Source organism: Methyloprofundus sp. (genome assembly GCF_965251085.1).
Lineage (GTDB): Bacteria > Pseudomonadota > Gammaproteobacteria > Methylococcales > Methylomonadaceae > Methyloprofundus.
Genome location: NZ_OZ252594.1, coordinates 1,457,009 through 1,480,276 on the forward strand (window position 1 = coordinate 1,457,009; position 23,268 = coordinate 1,480,276).

The window sequence follows — 23,268 nt, forward strand, 5'->3', positions numbered from 1 at the left end:
CCACTAATATAAATAGGTGTTAAGTGTAGCAGGTTTTAGTATTCATTTTAAGCCGTGAGAGTATAAGTTTTAATAGCATTGTGCATAGTAAAAAAGTTTTTTGCTTAAGCATTAAATGCTAACAAACTGAAAATGAATGCAAGTCTTTTATAGGATGTACTGGGTATGCTTTTATCTGTCCTGTCCTTTTTTTTAGGTGTGTTGTTTTGTCAGCAATGGACAGTATTGCCTAATGAATTAATCATAACGTTTGCGCTTATTGTCGCTATAGGGCTGTCTTTTTTTAAGTATTGGCGCATCATGTATTTCCTGGTCGGGGTAGTGTTTGCCAGTATGACTGCTGATTATTACCTATCCAGAAACCTAGCACCTGAACGACAGGGTAAAGAACTTTTAATACAGGGCGAAATTATTGGTTTGCCTGAATATAATTCGCGGCGTGCGCGTTTTGATTTTCGGGTGACGCAGGCGGCTGTGCCGTTACCTGATAAGTTACGCCTAAGCTGGTATTACCCTCAGCAAAAGATTGAAGCAGGGCAAACCTGGCAGTTCTATGTCAAATTAAAACAGCCACATGGTACGCTAAATCCTGGCGGTTTTGATTATGAAAAATGGCTATTTATTCGCCATATAGGCGCGACAGGCTATATCAGACAAGCTAAAACAGCACGTTTATTAACCAGCAAACCCTTCTGGACAAGTATTTCAGTTATTCGCCAGAAGCTGGCTAATATGCTAGCTAAGCAAGACGTGAGTCCAAACAGTCTGGCATTGATTAAAGCTTTAAGCATAGGCGATAAGAATCAGATATCTGCCCAGCAATGGCAGGTCCTAACTAATAGCGGTACCAATCATTTGATGGCTATTTCCGGTTTGCATATAGGATTAATTGCCGGGATGGTGTATTGGTTGCTATACAAGTGCTGGTTACGATTGCCTTCGACTATGTATTCAGCGCCTCAAGTGGCCGCTTGTTTTGCCTTTATGGCTGCTCTGTTATATGCCGCTCTGGCTGGTTTTTCTATACCTACACAGCGTGCGCTGATCATGCTGGGTATATTAATGCTGACAATTGTCATGCGCAGAAATGTCAAAACCTTGAATGTTTTTGCGCTGGCTTTACTAGCTGTTTTATTGATAGATCCTTTTGCAGTGCTTTCTGCGGGGTTTTATTTATCATTTCTTGCCGTTTTTTGCATTGTTTATGTTCTGTCTGCTCGACTGGGCCGTGAACATCGCTTAGCAAGTAGCTTAAAAATACATCTAGTCGTCGCACTGAGTTTACTACCCGTATTGTTGTTCTTCTTTCAACGGGTGTCGATTATCTCACCCATTGCCAATATGCTTGCAGTACCTGTCGTCAGTCTGATCGTGGTGCCTTTATCTTTATTGTCCCTAATGTTTATGCAAGTGTTTCCGGACCTTGGCGCATTTACATTGCATATTGTAGATCTGCTATTGCAGTTGTTATGGAAATTCCTGCAGTACCTGGTTGATTTACCCATCGCAAGTATTACCCGGCCAAAACCGCAATTGTGGCAGATGTTGCTCGCTTTGTTCGGTGTGTTACTTTTGTTGGCCCCTAAAGGAGTGCCGGGGCGGTTTCTCGGGGGGATATTGCTATTGCCGGTATTGCTGGTCAAGCCTGTTAGGCCAGAACCGGGAGAAATGAACATGACGCTGCTGGATGTAGGTCAGGGTCTTTCAGTTGTCATTGAAACTGCTGAACATACCTTGCTATTTGATGCAGGAGCCCGGTTTTCTGATAAATATGATATGGGTAAAAATGTTGTACTTCCATTTTTGCATAACCGATATATTCTCGTTTTGGACAAATTAATCATTAGTCATGCAGATAATGATCATATCGGGGGTGCAGTAGCGGTATTAAACTCAATCCCTACACAGCAAGTATTTAGTAGTGTGCCTGGTCAATTAGCCGCTTATAATGCCAGGCAATGTTATGCAGGTTATCGCTGGGAATGGGATGAGGTAAGTTTTCAATTTATATCTCCACCTAAGCAGGGGTTTCGCAATGAAAATGATAATTCCTGTGTTTTAAAAATAGTGACTGCGCACTCTAGTGTGTTATTGACCGGGGATATTGAGCAGCTTGCAGAAGACTATCTGGTTAAGCATGTGAGTCATTCTTTATCCGCTGATGTATTAGTAGCACCACATCATGGCAGTAAAACTTCTTCCAGCGCTGCTTTTCTTGCTAAGGTAAACCCAAACATCATTTTAATACCGGCAGATGCACCGAATCGTTTTGGCTTTCCCCATCCAGAGGTGATCGAACGCTATCAATCTAGCCATGTTAAATACTATATAACGGGTGAAACCGGGGCGATCACTATTAAAATTTCAGCTAATAAAATACGCTTAGAAAGTTATCGAGAGGGGCATAGTTACTACTGGAATCAGCAAAAATAATTCACTAAATAATAACCTAGCTATTTACTATGGAATTAAACAGGACTAAAATAGTCCTAAATCGTAGGAGTATACATGTTACGTCTGGCTAAATTAACTGACTATGCCACAGTTATCTTAAGTTTTATGGCAAAAAGCCAGACTAAAGTGCATGCGGCTGTAGAGATTTCAACAGCGACCGGTATTGCTTTACCCACCGTAAGCAAAATTTTGAAATTATTGCTTAAAGCTGAAGTATTAAGTTCTGTGAGAGGGGCCAAAGGTGGTTATGCTTTAATACATAAACCTGAGGATATTACCGTTGCATCGGTGATTACCGCACTGGAAGGACCTATTGCCCTGACTGAATGCAGTACGCTGGAAGATAGTTGTGAACAGGTAGCGGGGTGTCAGATAGGCAATAATTGGCGGATAGTTAATCAAACTATCCAGCAGGCCCTGGAATCGGTGACTTTAGCGGATATGTTGTTACCCGCAAACCCGCCGCAGGAAATTACTGTGCCAGTGGCCAGTTTGTATCGTTTAAAATAGATAAAGAGTAATTATGTCAACAAGCGCACAAGAAATTGATAATTTAATTGGGCAAAAGTATAAAGAAGGCTTTGTCACTGAACTGGAAGTGGAAACTTTTCCGCCTGGCTTAGATGAGCAGGTCATAGCCAAACTTTCAGCGATTAAAGGTGAACCTGAATTTATGCTGGAATATCGCTTAAAAGCGTTTCGCCATTGGCAGACTATGGCAGAACCTAATTGGGCGAAGTTGAAAATAGAACCTATTGATTATCAATCAATTAGTTATTATTCAGCTCCAAAAAAAGATTCAGATAAGCCACAAAGTCTAGATGAAATTGATCCGGAATTACTGGAAACCTATAAAAAACTCGGTATTCCTTTGGATGAGCAGGAGCGTTTAGCAGGCGTTGCGGTTGATGCTGTATTTGATAGCGTGTCTGTGGCGACTACTTTTAAAGGTAAACTAAAAGATGCAGGGGTAATTTTTTGCCCCATTTCTGAAGCCCTGCAAGAATACCCAGAACTGGTAAAACAGTATCTAGGTACTGTGGTTCCTGATGGTGATAATTTTTTCGCAGCGTTAAATGCTGCGGTGTTTACCGATGGGTCTTTTGTATATATTCCTAAAGGTGTGCGTTGCCCGATGGAGTTATCTACTTATTTTAGAATTAATGCCGCCAATACCGGACAGTTTGAACGTACCTTGATTATTGCAGATGAAGGCAGTCATGTTAGTTATCTAGAAGGCTGTACTGCACCGATGCGAGATGAGAATCAATTGCATGCTGCGGTAGTGGAGTTAATTGTCATGGATGATGCTGAGATTAAATATTCTACGGTACAGAATTGGTACCCAGGCGATGAAAATGGTGTTGGCGGAATTTACAATTTTGTTACCAAGCGTGCTGAGTGCCGTGGTGCAAATTCTAAAGTGTCCTGGACGCAGGTAGAAACGGGTTCTGCAATTACATGGAAATATCCAAGTTGTGTGTTAATAGGCGATAATTCGGTCGGTGAATTTTACTCTGTTGCGCTAACCAATAATTATCAGCAAGCGGATACGGGTACTAAAATGATCCATATCGGTAAAAATACTCGTAGTACCATTATTGCAAAAGGAATTTCTGCTGGTTACTCACAAAATACTTATCGTGGTCTGGTAAAAATAGGTAAGGGCGCAATCAATGCGCGTAACTATACCCAGTGTGATTCTTTATTAGTAGGTGATCGATGTGGGGCGCATACTTTTCCTTATGTTGAAGTGAAACAACCTTCGGCTCAGGTAGAGCATGAAGCGACGACTTCAAAAATCAGCGATGATCAGTTGTTTTTCTGTCAACAGCGTGGTTTATCGGCTGAAGATGCGGTATCAATCATCGTCAATGGTTTTTGTAAAAGCGTGTTTAAAGAATTACCTATGGAATTTGCAGTAGAAGCTCAAGCCTTATTAGGCATCAGTTTAGAAGGCTCCGTAGGTTAGCAAACAAGTCATACTTCGCGCAGTGTCACGACTGCAGATTTCTAGTGGCTGATTTTCCGCATCCGCATCAGTGCCGCGCGAAGTAGTGTCCGTACAACGTTAGCTGGGCATTTTCCAGTAAACAGAATAGTTAAAATTATTAATCAGGTAAAAAATAAATGCTAAGCATAGAAAATCTTCATGTCAGTGTAGGTGATAAACCCATTCTTAAAGGTGTTAACTTAGAAATCAAGTCAGGTGAAGTCCATGCGATTATGGGGCCTAATGGTGCGGGTAAAAGTACGTTGTCCCATGTCTTATCTGGCAAATCTGGTTATACGGTAACCTCTGGGAAAGTGACCTATCAGGGAAAAGATTTATTAGACCTGGAGCCCGATGAAAGAGCGCGTGAAGGCGTATTTTTAGCATTTCAATACCCTGTGGAAATCCCGGGTGTGAGCAATATTTATTTAATGAAAGCCGCTTTAAATGCCATTCGTAAGCATCAGGGTTTGCCAGAAGTAGATGCGATGGACTTTTTAACGCTAGTTAAAGATAAAGTTAAATTACTGGAAATGGACGAAAAGTTCTTATATCGCTCAGTGAATGAAGGTTTCTCGGGCGGTGAGAAAAAACGTAATGAGATCTTGCAGGCCGCTATTTTAGAACCACGCTTATGTATTCTGGATGAAACTGATTCAGGTCTAGATATTGATGCTTTGAAAGTTGTGGCAGCTGGGGTAAATTCTTTACGTGCACCCGATCGTGCATTCTTAATGATTACCCATTATCAGCGTTTACTAGATTACATCAAGCCTGATATCGTACATGTTTTAGCAGATGGGAGAATTGTCAAATCAGGTGGCCCTGAACTCGCTTTGAAACTGGAAGCTAAAGGTTATCGCTGGGTTGAAGAGCAGGTAGCATAATGGGTGCTGAACATAAAATTAGCCAATATTTTGCTGAATATGAAAAATTTACAGATGCATTACCGGGGCAATCTGTTGCCTGGCTAAAAGCATTGCGACAAGATGCTGCAAAGCAATTTTCAGCACATGGTTTTCCTTCTTTAAGGGAGGAAGAGTGGCGTTATACCAATGTTTCTGCCATTGAGAAAAAATTATTTTCGCCGGTTTCTTCGACTGAAATTGGCGCTATAGAAATTGACAGCCTTAATCAGCACATCATGCAAGATGCCTGGTCTGTGGTTCTGGTTGATGGGCATTTTTCGGAAAGCTTATCTAGTCTGCAAGGTATACCCGAATCTGTAAGCGTTCTGGATATGAGCAGTGCCCTAGAACAGCAAGCGGATTTACTGGAAAAGTACTTTGCACAGGCAGTAGACTCTAAAGAGCATGGTTTTGTAGCTTTTAATGCTGCCTGGTTTAATGGCGGGCTTTTTTTACATGTCCCTGCTAAAGAAGTTTTAGCGAAACCCATTCAAATTCTGCATGTGGTGACGCAGGCTAATTTTATGGCGAATACACGCGATATTATAGTTTTGGAAGAATCGGCTGAAGCTAAAGTGGTTGAGACTTTTATTGGCTGTGATGAGGCCTATTGTTCTGCTGCGGTTATGGAAGTTTTTCTGAGTCAGAATGCTGATTTAACTTTGTACAAGCTGCAAATGGAAGGCGAGAAAGCATATCATTTTGGTGGTACTTATGTAAAACAGGCACGAGACAGTCGTTTTCAACATCATAATTTTGCGTTTGGCGGACTGCTTGCGCGAAATGATATACATACCGATCTGGAGCAGGCAGCCGAATGTGATTTAAACGGTTTGTATCTAGGTGTTAAGCGCCAGCATATTGATAATCATACGCGTATAAATCACCTGCAGCCGCACGCTATTAGTCATGAACTGTATAAAGGCGTCTTAAATCAGCGAGCAAGAGGTGTTTTTCAGGGACGAGTGCTGGTTGCAGAGCAGGCGCAAAAAACCGACTCGATGATGAACAACCGTAACCTGTTACTTTCTGATGATGCTGAAGTGGATACCAAACCGCAACTGGAAATTTATGCGGATGATGTGAAATGTGCGCATGGTGTCACTGTTGGGCAATTAGATGAACAATCGATTTTTTATTTGCAATCACGTTGTGTGGATGAGCAAACAGCAAAAAATATGCTGACCTTTGCTTTTGCCAATGAAATGGTTGAGAAGATCAAGCTGCCTGAGCTACATAATATAGTGCTAGAGCAATTATTAGTGCGCTTTCCTCAGGCGGGTATAGAGCAAGATTGGCTTTAAATTCCAAAAAAATTGATTAATTAATACGCATAAATGTAGGTTGGATTAGCTTATCTAGCGTAGCGCAGATAACGTTTTTTAATGCTTCGCAATAAAAAAGCTAATCCAACCTACAAACACAAGAAATAATATGACATCATTTCCCATCGAAAAAATTCGTGCGGATTTTCCGATTTTACAGGAAAAAATTCGTAATAAGCCTCTAGTCTACCTGGATAATGCAGCAAGTTGCCAAAAACCACAGCAGGTGATTGACAGCATAGTGCATTTATACAGTCATGAATATGCTAATGTGCATCGCGGTGTACATACATTAAGCGTTAAAGCGACCGATCGCTATGAAGGTGCGAGGGAAAAAGTTAAAGACTTTATTAATGCACAAAGCACTAAGGAAATTGTCTTTGTACGTGGTGCTACCGAGGCGATTAACTTAATTGCGCAAACCTTTGGCAAGAGCAATATTAAAGCCGGTGATGAAGTTCTTATTACCGCGATGGAGCATCATTCGAATATTGTCCCCTGGCAGATGTTATGCGAAGAAACAGGTGCAGTGTTAAAAGTGGCCCCTATTAATTTGCAAGGTGAATTAATCTACCAAGAATTTGAAAAATTAATCAGTGATAAAACCCGGCTGGTGTCTGTGGTGCATATGTCTAATGCGCTGGGTACGGTTAATCCGGTAGAAAAAATTATTGCAGCCGCTAAAGCAAAAAATATCCCGGTATTATTAGATGGCGCGCAAGCGATTCCACATATGTCGGTGGACGTACAAGCTCTGGATTGTGATTTCTATGTGTTTTCGGGACATAAGCTGTACGCGCCTTCAGGCATTGGTGTGATGTATGGTAAACAAGCCCTGTTGGAAGCCATGCCTCCGTACCAGGGTGGCGGCGATATGATCCGTAAGGTTACCTTTGAAGAAACTGAATATAATGTCTTGCCCTATAAATTTGAAGCCGGCACGCCGAGTATTGCTGATGTTGTGGGACTAGGCGCTGCGATTGATTATTTAAATACTATCGGTATGGACAATATTGCTGCTTATGAAGCAGAATTACTCGATTATGCGACTGAAAAAGCTAAGCAGATAAAAGGTTTGCGGCTGATAGGAGAAGCACAGGAAAAAGGTGCGATTCTTTCTTTTGTATTAGATAAAATACATCCACATGATATAGGTACTATGCTCGATAGTTTGGGTATTGCCATACGCGCAGGGCATCATTGTGCCATGCCGGTCATGGATTTTTTTGCAGTGCCGGCCACTGCAAGAGCCTCGTTTGCAATGTATAATACCAAAGATGAAATTGATGTATTAATCAAGGGCATTGAAGATTTAATAGAGATTTTTGGCTAATTCCTTGTGGCTGCTAAGTAATTAATGTTTTTTACCATGAAGGACATGAAGATAATGAAGAAAAACACTGATACCTTCATGCTCTTCATGTCCTTCATGGTGATTACAAATATGTTATAAATAGCTGTGTTTTAACAGCACCCGAAGGGTAAGTTTTATTGTGCAGTAACTAACTCGACTGAAAACAAATAACTAGAGAACACAATGTTTGATGATTTACGCGACCTCTATCAGGAGGTTATTTTTGACCATAATAGAAATCCACGCAATTTTCATGTCATGGAAAATGCAGATCGTCAGGTAGAAGGCTTTAATCCTTTATGCGGTGATCGTCTGACATTATTTTTAAAAATGGATGGCGATAAAATTACTGACGCGAGTTTTCAGGGGTCTGGTTGTGCGATTTCGACCGCTTCTGTTTCATTAATGACTGAAATTGTTAAAGGTAAAACTGAAACTGAAGCCAAAGAATTATTTACCCAGTTTCATGAAATGACGACAGGCAAAGGCGAAGAGATCAATTTGGAAGCTATCGGTAAATTAGCCGTATTAGCCGGTGTACGTGAATATCCTGCGCGAGTTAAGTGTGCAACTCTGGCTTGGCATACTCTGGATGCTGCGATAAAAAATGAGCAGGATTCTATTTCAACTGAATAAAGCTGTCGTTTGGGTTGTTTGAAAGCTATCTACAAGTACCCAAGCATCATTAATTTAACAAATTTTACGCAGAATTTTTTTTCATTTTCAAGGCGCATAAATGGGCGCATAGCAGGCTACGCAACTATTTATGCAACGCTGAAAATTAGAAAAAAGACAAGTAAAATGTTGGATTAATTATGCTTGGGTACTTATTAGGTACCTGAAAATAAATAATCGTCCAATATTTGGGCAGAATTTTTGTTTGTCATCGGTGCTGTAGCAATAGGCGCATAGCTGGCTACGTAACTATTGCTACAGGACTGATGACGGACAATCAGACCAGCAAGGATGAATGATGTGTGTTTCCAGGTGCCTTATGCAAAACTATATCGATAAGTTGGCTGTTTTACATAATGAGAACTCTGATTTAGAACTTTCTCAAGCTTTGTCTTTGCGTTTATCTGTTCCTCTGTATCATTCTGTAGATAATAAAACCCCAGAAGATTTTTTTTTAAGTTGGCGTGATGGCTGTTTGAAACTGCTGGATAAAGAGCTGCTTAAAAAGGGGGGTTTAATGGTCGACATTGAGCCTAGGCAAGGTGAGCAACGATCCTGGCCTGCGCCAAAAGAAGGCGCTTTAGCTCAGGCCATCGGTAGGAAAACCAGAACGGTAGTCGATGCAACTACCGGCTGGGCACAAGATAGCCTGCATATATTTCGTATGGGATATGAGCTTACTTGTATAGAGCGCTCGCCGGTGATGCTAGAATTACTTCACGATGCTTTTCAGCGTTTAGAGCAAGTAGATTGGGTAACAAGATTAGCTTTGTCTGCTCCAAAACTTTTACCTGGAAATGCGATAGAAATATTAGGGCAACTAGATAATGCACCTGATTGTATCTACATTGATCCGATGTTTCCCGCTAAACGTAAAAAATCAGCTCTACCCAAAAAATCCATGCTGATCTTGCGCGAATTATTGGGCGCTGATTTAGATAAAGAAGAATTATTTGTCACTGCATTACAAGCGACGGCAAAAAAAGTGGTGGTCAAAAGCCCAGATTATGCCCAACCTTTGGGGGGCAAGCCAGCGCAAAGTTTTAAGAGTAAATTGCTTAGATACGATGTCTATATGAAGGGCACCTGAAAAACTAATACGAGGAAAAAATGTCTGAATGGGTTGATGTAGTAGCAGAAAATGCACTGGCAGTAGGCGAACATTTGGTAGTTGATGTGGATGGTGTTGATGTCGCTATTTTTAAATTAGAAGATGGCTTCTATGCTCTGGAAGATGTTTGTACGCATGATGGGGCTGAAATTGCCAGTGGCGAGTTTGATGGTGATGAAATCATCTGTCCACGGCATGGAGCCAGGTTTTGCATTAGAACAGGCGAAGTGAAATCTGCACCAGCTTATGAAGATATAGCCAGTTTAACGGTGAAGGTTGAAGGGGGCCGTTTAATGGTAAAGGACTCACGCTGGGATTAGCCTGGAGTTAATAGAATGGGCGTATTATCCAGGCCCCAGGGGAGAAATAGTATATAATATCCCACATTTTAAAAGCCGGAATGTCTCAGTAAAAAATAAATTCTATGCAAGAAATAAACCCGATTAACAATAAAATAAATGATTTACAGCATCGTACGGATACTCTCAGGGGGTATCTTTGACTATGATGTAAAAAGTGAGCGATTAGTAGAGGTTTTACGCGAACTGGAAAGCCCCGAAATATGGAATAACCCACAGCAGGCACAGGCTTTGGGTAAAGAAAGAGGGCAATTAGAAACAGTCGTGAATACTATTTCCCAACTGGAAGTAGGTCTAAATGATGCTGCTGAATTACTCGAAATGGCCGTAGCCGAAGCAGATGAAGAAACAGTCGATACTGTTGTGGCAGAGATAGCGGTTTTTGAAGAGCAGGTAGCAGGTCTGGAATTTCGGCGCATGTTTTCCGGTGAAATGGACGCTAATCACGCGTTTCTGGACATACAATCAGGTTCAGGAGGTACAGAAGCTCAGGATTGGGCGGCAATGATCGAACGCATGTATTTGCGCTGGGGTGAACGTAAAGGCTTTAAAACCGAGTTGATTGAAGAATCGCGAGGCGAAGTCGCCGGGATTAAAAGTGCGACCATAAAATTCGAAGGTGATTATGCTTTTGGCTGGTTACGCACTGAAACGGGAGTGCATCGTCTGGTGAGAAAGTCGCCTTTTGATTCAGGTAGTCGCCGTCATACATCGTTTGCATCAGTATTTGTTGCGCCGGAGATTGATGATGATATAGAAATCGATATTAACCCTGCCGATTTACGTATTGATGTGTATCGTGCCAGTGGTGCGGGTGGTCAGCATGTTAATAAAACCGAGTCAGCCGTGCGTATTACTCATATCCCTACGAATACCGTGGCGCAATGTCAGAACGATCGCTCGCAACATAAAAACAAAGAGTCGGCAATGAAGCAACTAAAATCCAGGCTTTATGAACTGGAGTTACGCAAGCGTTCCGAATCGCAGCAAGCAGTGGAAGATAATAAATCTGATATAGGCTGGGGTAGCCAGATTCGATCTTATGTATTAGACCAGTCGCGCATTAAGGATTTACGTACCAATGTCGAAACGGGTAACACGCAAGCAGTATTAGATGGTGACCTAGATCAGTTTATCGAAGCCAGTTTGAAGAGCGGTTTGTAAGCATCATTGAAACTGGTTTTTCGTAACGAGTAAAGCCAATTTATCGCCCACACTACAACATAATTAATTTTAAAGTAAATAATGTCAGAATTAGAACACGAAGAACAAGAGCAGATTAAACAACGCCGGGCTAAACTGGATGCATTACGTGAAAATGGTGCGATTGCCTTCCCTACTGATTTTCGCCGTAATGTTGTTGCCGGTGAGCTGATCGCTGAATATGATGCCAAAAGCAAAGAAGAATTAGAAGCTGATCCAGTGCGTGTTAAATTAGCTGGGCGGCTGATGACGCGACGTATTATGGGTAAAGCCAGTTTTGCACATATCCAGGATATGTCAGGAAAAATTCAGCTTTATGTGACTCGCGATACCTTGCCTGAAGGCTTTTATAACGAGCAATTCAAAAAGTGGGATATTGGCGATATCGTTGGTGCCGAAGGGGTTCTTTTTAAAACTAAGGTGGGTGAGCTGAGTGTCAAGATCGATAATATACGCTTATTAACTAAAGCTTTACGCCCATTACCAGAGAAGTTTCACGGTATTGCCGATCAGGAAATTAAATACAGGCAGCGTTATCTGGATTTGATTATGAGCGAAGAATCGCGCAATACTTTTTTGATGCGTTCAAAAATTGTTGCCTATATACGCCAGTTTTTAATTGAAAGACAATTTCTTGAAGTCGAAACACCCATGATGCAGACGATCCCGGGTGGAGCAACTGCGCGTCCTTTTGAGACCTTTCATAATGCTCTAGACATAGGTATGTATCTGCGGGTAGCGCCTGAGCTATATTTAAAGCGCCTGGTTGTTGGTGGCTTTGAAAGAGTCTTTGAAATTAACCGAAATTTCCGTAATGAAGGTTTGTCAACTCGACACAATCCTGAATTTACTATGCTGGAATTTTATCAGGCGTATGCTGAATATGGTGAGTTAATGGATTTAACCGAAGCCATGTTAAAAGGCCTGGCAGAGGATGTTGTTGGACAGGCGGTGATTACTTACCAGGGTGAAGATTACGATTTTGGTAAACCTTTTGATCGTATGACAGTGTTTGATTCCATTTTACATTTTAATCCTGATTTAAGCCCTGCGGACATAGATAACCGTGAAGCAGCAGTAACAGTAGCTAAAAAACTAGGTATACCGGTTAAAGAAGGCTATGGTTTAGGAAAGGTGCAGATCGAGATTTTTGAGAAAACAGTGGAAAGTCGTTTAATGAATCCTACCTTTATTACCGCTTATCCAGTAGAGGTGTCGCCTTTGGCGCGCAGAAACGATGATGACCCGCATGTCACCGATCGATTTGAATTCTTTGTCGGTGGCCGGGAAATTGCTAATGGTTTTACCGAGTTAAATGATTCTGAAGACCAGGCGGAGCGATTTATGCAACAGGTGCAGGAAAAAGAAGCGGGTGATGATGAGGCGATGCATTTTGATGCAGATTATATAACTGCTCTGGAGCATGGTATGCCACCAACTGCAGGGGAAGGGATAGGTATTGATCGTCTGGTGATGTTATTTACTGATGCTCCTTCTATTCGGGATGTTTTGTTATTCCCGCATATGCGCCCCAAAACGTAAATAAATATCGTTTAAGCTGTGGGTAAAAAACCTCTACAGAGGCTTTTTACCCTAACGCTTTAGTGTGCGTTGGCAGCGATTTGTTCCGCGCGTTTTTCACTGGCATGCTCAATTTTCGAGAATACGGTTAGTATATCGGTCGCTGATAGTATGCCAACCAGCTTATTTTTATTGTCGACGACAGGTAATGCGCCGATTCTTTTTTCTGCCATCAGGGCAGCAGCTTTTGATGCATAAGTATCAGGGTGAACGGTAATAACCCCACGATGCATTATATGGGTTACTTTTTTGGGCAGTACGTGTAACTCTGTAGTCCCTTCTGCAGCAATCGATTTGGAATTACTTTTTGGCCCCAGTGCCTTGTACAGGTCTCTATCAGACACGATACCGACTACTTTGCCTTTTTCTACGACAGGTAAATGACGCACTTTTTCGTAATGTATCAGGAAGAAGACGCGGTCTATCATGTCTTGCGGTTCTACTGTAAATACTTTCTGGGTCATTAAATCTTCAACACGCATGTGTTTATCTCTCCTTTATAATTATTATTAACCTAGAAAAATTAGTTGAGCGCGAATTTATAGTGCAAGCTATTGAATTAATGTAATACTTTCAAAAAAATAGCTTCACCCACAGGTTAAGCGGACATTTTTTGGAAGTGCGGTGGAATCAATAACTTGTGCTAGAAACCGTGAGCAACTGATTTTTCTAGGGTTAAGCGCACAGAATATGCAGTTATGCATAATTTTACAAGAGTTATATCATCGAATGTTATAAAATAAATGGTTATGTTAATTTGAAAAGCTTAAAAAACACCAGTCAAAGTCGGTGTTTAAGTTTAATGTTTTTAGCGGTAGCTAACGGAGTCAAAAATGCGCGTTATTCTTTTAGGTAGTCCAGGTTCTGGGAAAGGCACACAAGCACAATTTATCACTGAAAAACATGCTATTCCGCAAATTTCAACCGGAGATATGTTGCGTGCGGCGGTCAGAGAGGGTACACAGCTCGGTAAAGCAGCTAAAAAAATTATGGATGAAGGTGGTTTAGTCTCTGATGATATTATTTTAGGCTTGATTAAAGATAGAATTACTCAAGCAGATTGTGTCAATGGTTTCTTATTAGATGGTTTTCCGCGCACTATTGCGCAGGCTGAAGGTTTGTTAGCCATGGGCGTAGAGATTGATCATGTGATAGAAATTGCTGTGGATGATGAGGAAATTATCAAACGTATGGCCGGAAGGCGCGTACATCTGGAGTCGGGGCGTACCTACCATATCGAATACAACCCGCCGAAAACAACAGGAAAAGATGATTTGACAGGTGAGCCCTTAATTCAAAGGGATGATGACAAGGAAGCGACGGTAAAAAAACGCTTAGATGTCTATCATCAGCAAACCAAGCCTTTAGTGGGGTTTTATCTTACTATGGCTGATCAAGAAAAAGTACAGTTTGCAACAGTTGCAGGTGTCGGTGCTGTCACAGATATTACTGCCAGAGTTCATAGCGCACTGGCATAAGACTAAGGAGCTGTAGTGGATATTTTAAGTTCGGAAATTTATCAGGATTTTAAACAACAAGGCTTAATTACTGCTCATATAGGCGCTGATACTCGCGTCACAGGCATCGTTCCAGCGGAAGCAGCCGGGTCTGGTGATCTGGTTTTTGTTGAACATGAGAAATATCTAGCGGCTCTGCTACCAGCGGGCGTTGCGACTATTGTTACGACACAAGCGATAGCAGAAAAAATAGAATTAGAAAATACTGCAATTTTACTTGCGCCAAATGTGCGTATGGCTATGGCGTATATACGTCAGAAATATGTGGATCGTGATGTATACCACTCCGAATGGGGGCGTATTCATGCCACGGCAGTTATTCATGAGTCAGTAATAGTGCCAGACAATGCCGTTATCGGTCCGGGGGTTGTTATTGGCAAAGACGTGCAGCTGGGTTCTGCTGTGGTTATTATGGCAAATACAGTCATCGAATTTGATGTTGTGATTGGTGCTCGTACCGTTATTTACCCGAGTTGTGTGGTTTCTTATGGATGCCTTATTGGTGATGACTGTATTTTAAAGGCAGCTTGTGTGATTGGCAGTGACGGTCAGGGTTTTGCGCAAGATGAGCACTTTCATCATCACCGTATCCCGCAAACAGGTCGCGTGGTGATTGGTAATAAGGTTGTTATAGGTTCGGTTACGACTATCGATCGGGCAACCTATACTGAAACAAAAATACACGATGGCTGCATTATCGATGCACAATGCCATTTGGCACATAATGTCATTATTGAAGAAGATTGCATACTCGTTGCTCAGACAGGAATTGCTGGTTCTAGTCATTTTGGTAAACGGGTTATTGCCTCAGGACAGACAGGAGTTCTGGATCATGTGCATATCCCTGATGACACTATGCTATTACACAGGGCAGGTGTGCATAGCAGTATTAAAGAGTCAGGTATTTATGCTTATGGGCCTGCGCAACCTTTTAAAAAATACACCAAAAATATAGCCATTTTTCAGCGTTTAAGTGAAGTGTGGACGCGCTTAAGGAGATTAGAAAAGCAAGTGGCAAAACTTTCAAAATAATAATAATAAAACGGTACAGATAGAAATGGCAGCAAAAACTTTATATGACAAACTGTGGGATGATCATGTTGTCTCCACGGAAGATGATGGTTCCTCGCTTATTTACATAGATAGGCAATTGATACACGAAGTAACTTCGCCACAGGCTTTCGAGGGCTTAAGGTTAGCTGGTCGTAAGCCCTGGCGTACTACGCGTAACTTAGCTGTTGCAGATCATAATGTACCGACAACGGATAGAAGTGTGGGTATTGCTGACCCTATTTCACGCTTGCAAGTTCAAACACTGGAAAATAACTGTGCCGAATTTGGGATTACCGAATTTGATATGTCTGATTTACGCCAAGGCATTGTGCATGTGGTGGGTCCGGAGCAGGGCGCAACATTACCCGGCATGACTGTTGTCTGTGGTGATTCACATACTTCAACGCATGGTGCTTCAGGCGCACTTGCCTTTGGTATAGGCACCTCTGAAGTGGAGCATGCTTTAGCAACCCAGTGTTTGACCCAGAAAAAATCAAAGAACTTCCTGATTAAGGTGAATGGCCAGGTAGGCACAGGCATTACTGCTAAAGATATTGTTCTGGCGATTATTGGTGAAATTGGTACGGCGGGAGGCACGGGTTATGCTATCGAATTTGCAGGTACAGCGATAACTAACTTATCCATGGAAGGCCGCATGACGGTGTGTAATATGGCTATAGAAGCCGGTGCGCGAACCGGTCTTATTGCAGTGGATGATGTCACTATCGATTATTACCAGGGTAGACCTTATGCGCCTAAAGGTAACCAATGGTATATGGCACAAAGAATGTGGCAAAAGCTACATTCAGACCCTGGTGCTAGATTTGATAAAGTTGTTGAAATAGAAGCCAGTTCGATTAAGCCACAAGTGACCTGGGGTACTTCCCCTGAGATGGTGGTTGCAATCGATGCTAAGGTTCCAAATCCAGTGGATGAATTTGATGCGGTAAAGCAGCAGGGTATACAGAATGCACTGCAATACATGGGGCTAAAAGCAGAGCAGGCAATGACAGATATCGTCATTGATAAGGTTTTTATTGGCTCTTGTACCAACTCAAGAATTGAAGATTTACGCGCTGCTGCGAGTGTGGTTGAGGGTAAGCAACGTGCAGAAAATGTTATCTTGGCGCTGGTTGTTCCAGGCTCCGGTTTGATTAAACAGCAAGCTGAAGAAGAAGGCCTGGATAAAATTTTTACTTCTGCGGGTTTTGAGTGGCGTGAACCTGGATGTTCCATGTGTTTAGCGATGAATGCAGATAAGCTGGAAGCAGGAGAGCGTTGTGCTTCAACGTCGAATCGCAATTTTGAAGGCCGACAGGGTTATGGCGGGCGTACACATTTAGTCAGTCCGGCGATGGCTGCAGCTGCTGGAATTGCAGGACATTTTGTTGATGTAAGAGACTGGGCGTAAGGAAAAGATTAATGCAAGCATTTAAAAAATTAAAGGCAACGGTACTGCCTTTGGATAGGGCAAATATAGATACTGATGCGATTATTCCAAAGCAATTTTTAAAATCCATTCACCGCGCGGGTTTTGGTCCCTATTTATTTGATGAATGGCGTTATCAGGATATGGGCGAGCCAGAAATGGATTGTAGTCAACGACCTTTAAAACAGGACTTTATTTTAAATAATCCTGACTATCAAGGCACAGAAATATTATTAACCCGTGAGAATTTTGGTTGCGGGTCTTCACGCGAGCATGCGCCATGGGCTCTGGAAGACTTCGGTTTTCGTGCGATTATAGCCCCCAGTTTTGCAGATATTTTTTATAATAACTGTTTTAAAAATGGCATTTTGCCAATTATGTTAGCTGCTCAACAGGTAGACCAGTTATTTATTGAAGTCCAGGCGGGTTATCAATTAAGTATTGACCTCGATACACAATCAGTGACTACGCCTACGGGACAGGTCTTTGGTTTTCAAATTGATGGCAGCAGAAAGTATCGTTTATTTAATGGTCTAGATGATATTGCATTAACTTTGTTACAAACTGACAAAATCAAAGCCTACGAAATAGAGCGTGCAAAACGCGCGCCTTGGCTATTTGTATAACTAAGAAAAAGAAATAGGTTTTTGCGTAAATGACACACAAAATTGCAGTATTACCAGGTGATGGAATAGGACCTGAAATTATCGCTGAAGCGATAAAAGTATTGGCATACTTAAATACGGATATGGACCTGGGTCTGGAGTTTGAGCAAGGTTTAATCGGGGGTGCTGCGTATGATGCAACTGGAACCCCTTTTCCTGCTGATACAGTAAGCCTGGTGCAACAGGCCGATGCTATTTTATTAGGCGCTGTAGGTGGCTATCAATGGGAGTCGCTGGATATTGCTGTACGTCCTGAGAAAGGTTTATTAGGCTTGCGTTCTGAACTACAACTGTTTTCAAATTTGCGTCCGGCTATTTTATATCCGCAACTTGCGGATGCTTCATCATTGAAATATGAAGTCGTGTCAGGTCTGGATATAATGATAGTGCGTGAATTAACGGGCGGGATTTATTTCGGTCAGCCACGTGGCATCAGGGAGCTGGAGAATGGTGAGAAGCAAGGCTATAACACGCTGGTTTATAGTGAATCAGAAATTCGACGTATTGCTCATTCTGCTTTTAAAATAGCGCAAAAACGCGATCGCCGCTTATGCTCAGTGGATAAGGCAAATGTGTTGGAATGCACTGAACTTTGGCGTGAAGTCGTGACAGAGGTTGGCAAAGAGTACCCTGATGTAGAGTTGAGTCATATGTATGTCGATAATGCTTCCATGCAATTAGTACGTGCACCTAAACAGTTTGATGTGCTGGTTACAACAAATATGTTTGGTGATATTTTATCCGATACAGCCTCTATGCTAACGGGTTCAATTGGGATGTTGCCATCTGCCTCGCTGGATATAAACGCTAAGGGCATGTATGAGCCTATCCACGGTTCTGCCCCGGATATTGCCGGACAAGGAATTGCCAACCCTTTGGCGACTATCTTGTCTGCTGCAATGATGCTGAGATATACCTTTAATCTGGGTGCAACTGCGGAACGTATTGAATTAGCGGTTAATGATGCTTTGAATACAAATGTGCGGACAGCAGATATTTATTCAGCTGGAATGAAAAAAGTGGGTACCTCAGAAATGGGTGATACAGTCGTTAAAGCCTTACAAATTAGGTCTAAGTAATGAGTAAAAAATATAATGTAGCAATAGTCGGTGCGACTGGTGCGGTCGGCGAAGCTATGATTGGCATTCTGGAACAAAGAAAATTTCCGGTTGATAATGTGTATGCTTTAGCAAGCGAGCGCTCGGCAGGAAAGCGAATTCCTTTTAATGGAAGCACGCTTAGGGTTCAGGATTTAGCAGAGTTTGATTTTTCCAAAGCAGATATCGGTTTATTTTCTGCAGGAGCTTCTTTGTCAGCAGAGTATGCGCCTAAAGCAGCAGCGGCGGGTTGTATCGTAATTGATAATACTTCACAGTTTCGCTATGACGATGATATTCCTCTGGTTATTCCTGAAGTAAACCCCGAAAGTATTGCTCAGCATACCGTGCGCGGTATTATCGCGAACCCCAATTGTTCAACGATTCAAATGCTGGTTGCATTAAAGCCTATCTATGATGCAGTGGGTATCGAGCGCATTAATGTATGTACCTATCAGGCGGTTTCCGGTTCGGGTAAAGAAGCGATTGAAGAAGTTGTCAGTCAGACGGCGCAATTATTAAATGGAAAGCCGATTGAAACAAAAGTATACCCTAAGCAAATAGCGTTTAATGTATTGCCGCAAATAGATGTGTTTATGGACAATGGTTATACCAAGGAAGAAATGAAAATGGTGTGGGAGACGCAAAAAATTATGGCTGATGATAGTATTTTAGTGAACCCTACGGCAGTACGTGTCCCAGTTTTTTATGGCCATTCTGAAGCAATTCATATAGAAACGCGTACTAAAATCAGTGTCGAAAAAGTACGCGAAATTTTAGCTGCGTCACCTGGAATTACCGTGATGGATGAGAGAGTAGACGGGGGTTATCCAACGGCTGTTACAGAGTCATCAGGTAATGATGATGTGTTTGTCGGACGTATCAGAGAAGATATTTCACACCCAAATGGAATTGATTTATGGGTTGTGGCTGATAATGTACGTAAAGGAGCGGCTTTGAACAGCGTGCAAATTGCGGAAGAGCTAGTAAAAAATTACATCTAGTCTAGAATTGTTGGTATATTAAATAGTATTCGGGGTTCGGTAGTGGATAAATATGTAGCTTGGAGAGAGTGTTGTGAATAAACTGACTAAAACCATAGCGGCGGTGTCATTTTTAGCGCCTTTAACAGCTCATTCTCTGGGTATTGGAGACATAAAATTATACTCAGCTTTAAATCAAAAATTAAACGCCGAAATAGCTCTTTCTCTAAGTCCTGGTGAGCATATTGATGATATAAAGGTGAACCTTGCAACGACAGATCAATTTGATAAGTTAGGTATCTCCTGGAATTATTTTATTTCTAAAGTTAAATTCAAGCCCATGGTGAAACCCAATGGGAAAATAGTGATTAAAATGACTTCTGATCAGGTTTTGCAAGAACCTATTCTGGACTTTTTAGTCGAAGTCAGTTGGCCTAATGGTGAATTGTATAAAGAATTTACTGTTTTAGTTGATCCGCCTGTTGTCTATCAACAACAAAGCATTCCAGCTCCTGTTGTAGCCCCCCCCGTTACTCGCGCAAAAAAAAAGCCCGTCCTAGTTAGAGAACCTGTCGCCCAGATACAAAATAACTTTAGTAGCTTAGCAATACCTGGAGAGTACGGCCCTACCAATAGAAACGACTCACTGTGGAAAGTTGCCGAAAAAGTAAATCAACATGCTGATATCTCTGTAGAACAGATGATGATGGCGTTATATAAAGCCAATCCAGGCGCTTTTTATAAGCAAAATGTCAATGCTTTGATGCAGGGGAAATCTTTAAAGATTCCTGCTAGAGTCGATATTTTAAAACTTTCAAAACAGCAGGCGCGGCAACAGTTTTATAGGCAAATGGCTATCTGGGAAGGTAAGGCAGTTGCTGACCCCGTAGTAGTACAGCCAAAACCTGTATCAGTTAAACCTGAGTCGCGCACTGAAGCTCCCGAAATAGCTTCCGATAGCAGTAAATTAACTCTGATTCCTCCAAGCGAAGAGGCTCTCTCTGAGTCAGTAGCTTTAGCAAATAATAGCAATGAAACTGAAAAGTTAACATCTGAAAATCAGCAATTACAGGAAAGGCTCGCTAATCTGGAAAAGCAATTTGCGATCGTGCAGGAAATGATGGCAATTAAAGATCAGCAGCTTGCGGCGATGCAAAACCAGCAACTAGCAAAGGATCCGCTGGCTGTTAGGCCTTTAAGTCAAGAGAATAATGTTGATGCTAATAAGCTTGAGCAGCAGGATAATACGCAAGCCTCCCAGCCTGTCGGATCTCTACCTGAGCAGCTTACTGATAAGCAACAAGTGACAGAAAAAAATACTCCGGATACTAAACAAGCTGAAGCAGATAAACAACAGCCAGAGAATAATTCTGGTTTAAATTACTATTATTTAGGCTCTGGAATTGCTGTTTTACTTGGGTTTGGCTGGTTATTAGGACGCAAGCGGAGAGTAGAAGAAGAGATAAATGAAATCAGCATGTTTTCTGCTGCACATGAGCAAACAGCTACTAAGTCTGGAGATAAAATTTCAGTTCCTGTCATAGATAATAAAGCACCTTACGATGGGGGGACAATAGGAGAAAGTTCGTTTTTAAGTGAATTTACTCCAGGTGATTTTGATATATTTGAAACAGATCAAGCTGAAGTTGACCCAAGTTCGGAAGCCGATGTTTATCTTGCTTATGGCCGATATCAACAAGCTGAAGAGTTGATGCGTCAAGCTATTGCAGATAGTCCAGAGAAAGATGAATATAAATTGAAGCTGCTGGAAGTTTTTTATGCAAGTGAAAATGAAACCGATTTTGAGCAGTATGCGAGCGAATTAGCGACAGCCGGGAAACAGACTGATATTAATTTTTGGGTCAAGGTTTCTGAGATGGGTAGTGAAATTATTCCAGATTCTGCTTTATTCAGCAGGGGTAACAGAGAGAGTGAGGCAACTTTTGAAGCCACTGATGTGGCTAGTGATGATTACTTGAATGCAGCAACCAGCATTGCTCCCGATGACGTAAAATCAGTGACAGAAGTGATGTCTAAAATGGGTTCTGAGATTACTCAATCAAGCGGTCCTGATTTAGATACTAGTTTGACCTCTAGGCCCATAGAGGAAACTAAAGGTCAGGATATTACGGGCAATGCCGCTAAGCCAAATATAGCTCATGATATCGAAAATTTGGATTTTGATTTAAGCAAGTTCGAACCAACTGATGCGCATGATGAAAAGTTGCTAGATGATCTGGAAACCTTTGATTTTAATAGTGATGCAATGGGGGCTGCTATGGCTGCTTCTGAAGAGGCGAGTACTGCCAGTTCAGCAGAAAATGATGATTTTCAATTTGATTTTGATTTTGATGATATTCCAGAATTGCAGAAACCAGAGACTACAAGCCCAGTTAAAACGGATAAAATAGATTCAGAAGTTTCAGATTTAACCGATATGGATGAACTTGAAACCAAAATTGATTTGGCTAAAGCCTATATCGATATGGGTGATTTGGATGCAGCCAGAACGATCGCGCAAGAAGTATTGGAGCAGGGCAGTGATGCGCAAAAATTAGAAGCTCAGGCGATTATAAATCTTTTGAGTTAAATAAAATCTGTACAGCATAAAAAAGCCCCTTTATAGCCTGTCTATAAAGGGGCTTTTTTTGTTTATAGAAAAAACTATGCGGCGATACTAACTGCCCCTTTTAATTTCTTCATGGCATTTTTTTCTAACTGTCTGATGCGTTCAGCAGAAACATTATAACGCTCGGCCAATTGATGCAGGGTCATCTTTTTTTCTGTAAGCCAGCGACTCGCTACGATATCCTGGCTACGTTCATCAAGACCTTGCAAGGCATTTGTTAACAGCTTTTCTTTATGTCCTTGCCAGTCAGCATTTTCCAGTAATAAGGCGGGGTCCGCATTCTGCTGCTGCAAATAAGAAATAGGCGCAGTGTATGACTCTTCATGGCTACTCGATTCAGGCAAGTCTAGTGCCATATCTCTGCCGTCAAGACGAGTTTCCATTTCATAAACGGTTTTAAGGTCTACATTCAGATTACTAGCAATGGCTTCAGCTTCGTCCTTAGATAACCAGCCTAGCTTTTTCTTGGATTTTCTTAAGTTGAAAAATATCTTGCGTTGTGACTTGGTCGTGGCAACTTTAACGATACGCCAGTTTTTAATGACATATTCATGGATTTCAGCGCGGATCCAATGCACCGCAAAAGAGACCAGACGCACTCCAACATCGGGGTCAAATCGCTTCACTGCTTTCATAAGACCAATATTACCTTCCTGAACAATATCGTTCATAGGTAAGCCATAGCCATTGTAGCCACGTGCTACATGGGCAACAAAGCGTAAATTTGCCATAACAAGTTGCTTCGCAGCTTCAAGATCCTCATGATCTCGGTAGAGCATAGCAAGTTCGCGTTCTTCTTCAGCATTTAATTTATTAGTTTGACCAACTACGTTGAGGTAAGAATCAAAGTTCTTAGCAGTTAAAATAATTGGTAAGGCTAATGAATTAGGCATGTAAGACTCCTATAATTAAACATGACCTGATTTTAGCAC

The 23,268-nt window shown here is 41.7% G+C and carries 20 protein-coding genes; 18 read left to right on the forward strand and 2 right to left on the reverse strand.

Features of this window, described 5'->3' with window-relative positions:
- The first annotated feature begins 165 nt into the window (after positions 1 to 165).
- The 11 genes from ACQY3F_RS06645 to lysS all read left to right on the forward strand — a co-directional run bounded on the left by ACQY3F_RS06645 (position 166) and on the right by lysS (position 12,924).
- Entirely contained in the window at positions 166 to 2,433 is a 2,268-nt protein-coding gene (locus tag ACQY3F_RS06645; RefSeq protein ID WP_428354114.1) for a DNA internalization-related competence protein ComEC/Rec2, read from the forward strand.
- A 75-nt stretch (positions 2,434 to 2,508) separates the two neighbouring features.
- Positions 2,509 to 2,964 (forward strand): SUF system Fe-S cluster assembly regulator, encoded by a 456-nt coding sequence (locus tag ACQY3F_RS06650; RefSeq protein ID WP_428354115.1) that lies wholly within the window; start codon positions 2,509 to 2,511, stop codon positions 2,962 to 2,964.
- 13 nt (positions 2,965 to 2,977) lie between these two features.
- Positions 2,978 to 4,426 carry a Fe-S cluster assembly protein SufB gene (sufB, locus tag ACQY3F_RS06655; protein ID WP_428354116.1) on the forward strand — a complete coding sequence of 483 codons (1,449 nt, stop codon included), beginning with the start codon at positions 2,978 to 2,980 and terminating at the stop codon, positions 4,424 to 4,426.
- 158 nt (positions 4,427 to 4,584) lie between these two features.
- Complete coding sequence (gene sufC, locus ACQY3F_RS06660) at positions 4,585 to 5,334, forward strand: Fe-S cluster assembly ATPase SufC (protein WP_428354117.1); 750 nt, start codon at positions 4,585 to 4,587, stop codon at positions 5,332 to 5,334.
- The gene (gene sufD / locus ACQY3F_RS06665; protein WP_428354118.1) at positions 5,334 to 6,659 is read left to right on the forward strand and encodes a Fe-S cluster assembly protein SufD; all 1,326 of its coding nucleotides are present in this window, start codon (positions 5,334 to 5,336) and stop codon (positions 6,657 to 6,659) included. Before sufC ends, sufD begins: the two co-directional genes overlap by 1 nt.
- 130 nt (positions 6,660 to 6,789) lie before the next feature.
- The gene (locus ACQY3F_RS06670; RefSeq protein ID WP_428354119.1) at positions 6,790 to 8,013 is read left to right on the forward strand and encodes a SufS family cysteine desulfurase; all 1,224 of its coding nucleotides are present in this window, start codon (positions 6,790 to 6,792) and stop codon (positions 8,011 to 8,013) included.
- Between the two features lie 204 nt (positions 8,014 to 8,217).
- Positions 8,218 to 8,670, forward strand: a complete 453-nt coding sequence (gene sufU, locus ACQY3F_RS06675) for a Fe-S cluster assembly sulfur transfer protein SufU (RefSeq protein WP_428354120.1) — start codon at positions 8,218 to 8,220, stop codon at positions 8,668 to 8,670.
- A 358-nt stretch (positions 8,671 to 9,028) separates the two neighbouring features.
- A complete protein-coding gene (locus ACQY3F_RS06680; protein ID WP_428354121.1) occupies positions 9,029 to 9,799 on the forward strand; it encodes a class I SAM-dependent methyltransferase in 771 nt (256 codons plus the stop codon).
- A gap of 20 nt (positions 9,800 to 9,819) precedes the next feature.
- A complete protein-coding gene (locus ACQY3F_RS06685; RefSeq protein WP_428354122.1) occupies positions 9,820 to 10,140 on the forward strand; it encodes a non-heme iron oxygenase ferredoxin subunit in 321 nt (106 codons plus the stop codon).
- Between the two features lie 104 nt (positions 10,141 to 10,244).
- Positions 10,245 to 11,343 (forward strand): peptide chain release factor 2 gene (gene prfB / locus ACQY3F_RS06690; protein WP_428354123.1). Its coding sequence is split into 2 segments (ribosomal slippage): positions 10,245 to 10,319 and positions 10,321 to 11,343, totalling 1,098 coding nucleotides; the frame shifts between segments, so codons are not numbered across the junction.
- Between the two features lie 81 nt (positions 11,344 to 11,424).
- A complete protein-coding gene (lysS, locus tag ACQY3F_RS06695; protein WP_428354124.1) occupies positions 11,425 to 12,924 on the forward strand; it encodes a lysine--tRNA ligase in 1,500 nt (499 codons plus the stop codon).
- A 59-nt stretch (positions 12,925 to 12,983) separates the two neighbouring features.
- Here lysS and ACQY3F_RS06700 read toward each other — a convergent pair whose 3' ends face one another.
- Positions 12,984 to 13,445, reverse strand: a complete 462-nt coding sequence (locus ACQY3F_RS06700) for a CBS domain-containing protein (protein ID WP_428354125.1) — start codon at positions 13,443 to 13,445, stop codon at positions 12,984 to 12,986.
- A 351-nt stretch (positions 13,446 to 13,796) separates the two neighbouring features.
- Here ACQY3F_RS06700 and adk point away from each other — a divergent pair, with 351 nt between their 5' ends.
- The 7 genes from adk to ACQY3F_RS06735 all read left to right on the forward strand — a co-directional run bounded on the left by adk (position 13,797) and on the right by ACQY3F_RS06735 (position 22,297).
- Positions 13,797 to 14,441, forward strand: coding sequence for an adenylate kinase (gene adk / locus ACQY3F_RS06705; RefSeq protein WP_428354126.1), 645 nt, complete (start codon positions 13,797 to 13,799; stop codon positions 14,439 to 14,441).
- A gap of 15 nt (positions 14,442 to 14,456) precedes the next feature.
- The gene (lpxD, locus tag ACQY3F_RS06710) at positions 14,457 to 15,512 is read left to right on the forward strand and encodes a UDP-3-O-(3-hydroxymyristoyl)glucosamine N-acyltransferase (protein WP_428354127.1); all 1,056 of its coding nucleotides are present in this window, start codon (positions 14,457 to 14,459) and stop codon (positions 15,510 to 15,512) included.
- Positions 15,513 to 15,537: 25 nt separating this feature from the next.
- Positions 15,538 to 16,944, forward strand: a complete 1,407-nt coding sequence (gene leuC / locus ACQY3F_RS06715) for a 3-isopropylmalate dehydratase large subunit (protein ID WP_428354128.1) — start codon at positions 15,538 to 15,540, stop codon at positions 16,942 to 16,944.
- A gap of 11 nt (positions 16,945 to 16,955) precedes the next feature.
- Entirely contained in the window at positions 16,956 to 17,588 is a 633-nt protein-coding gene (gene leuD / locus ACQY3F_RS06720; RefSeq protein ID WP_428354129.1) for a 3-isopropylmalate dehydratase small subunit, read from the forward strand.
- A 29-nt stretch (positions 17,589 to 17,617) separates the two neighbouring features.
- The gene (leuB, locus tag ACQY3F_RS06725) at positions 17,618 to 18,706 is read left to right on the forward strand and encodes a 3-isopropylmalate dehydrogenase (RefSeq protein ID WP_428354130.1); all 1,089 of its coding nucleotides are present in this window, start codon (positions 17,618 to 17,620) and stop codon (positions 18,704 to 18,706) included.
- A complete protein-coding gene (locus ACQY3F_RS06730) occupies positions 18,706 to 19,728 on the forward strand; it encodes an aspartate-semialdehyde dehydrogenase (protein WP_428354131.1) in 1,023 nt (340 codons plus the stop codon). The genes leuB and ACQY3F_RS06730 overlap by 1 nt, the downstream gene beginning before the upstream one ends.
- Before the next feature lie 73 nt (positions 19,729 to 19,801).
- Positions 19,802 to 22,297 (forward strand): FimV/HubP family polar landmark protein, encoded by a 2,496-nt coding sequence (locus ACQY3F_RS06735; RefSeq protein ID WP_428354132.1) that lies wholly within the window; start codon positions 19,802 to 19,804, stop codon positions 22,295 to 22,297.
- A gap of 74 nt (positions 22,298 to 22,371) precedes the next feature.
- Here the strand turns inward: ACQY3F_RS06735 and rpoH are convergent, their stop codons facing one another.
- The gene (rpoH, locus tag ACQY3F_RS06740; protein WP_428354133.1) at positions 22,372 to 23,229 is read right to left on the reverse strand and encodes an RNA polymerase sigma factor RpoH; all 858 of its coding nucleotides are present in this window, start codon (positions 23,227 to 23,229) and stop codon (positions 22,372 to 22,374) included.
- Positions 23,230 to 23,268: the final 39 nt, after the last annotated feature.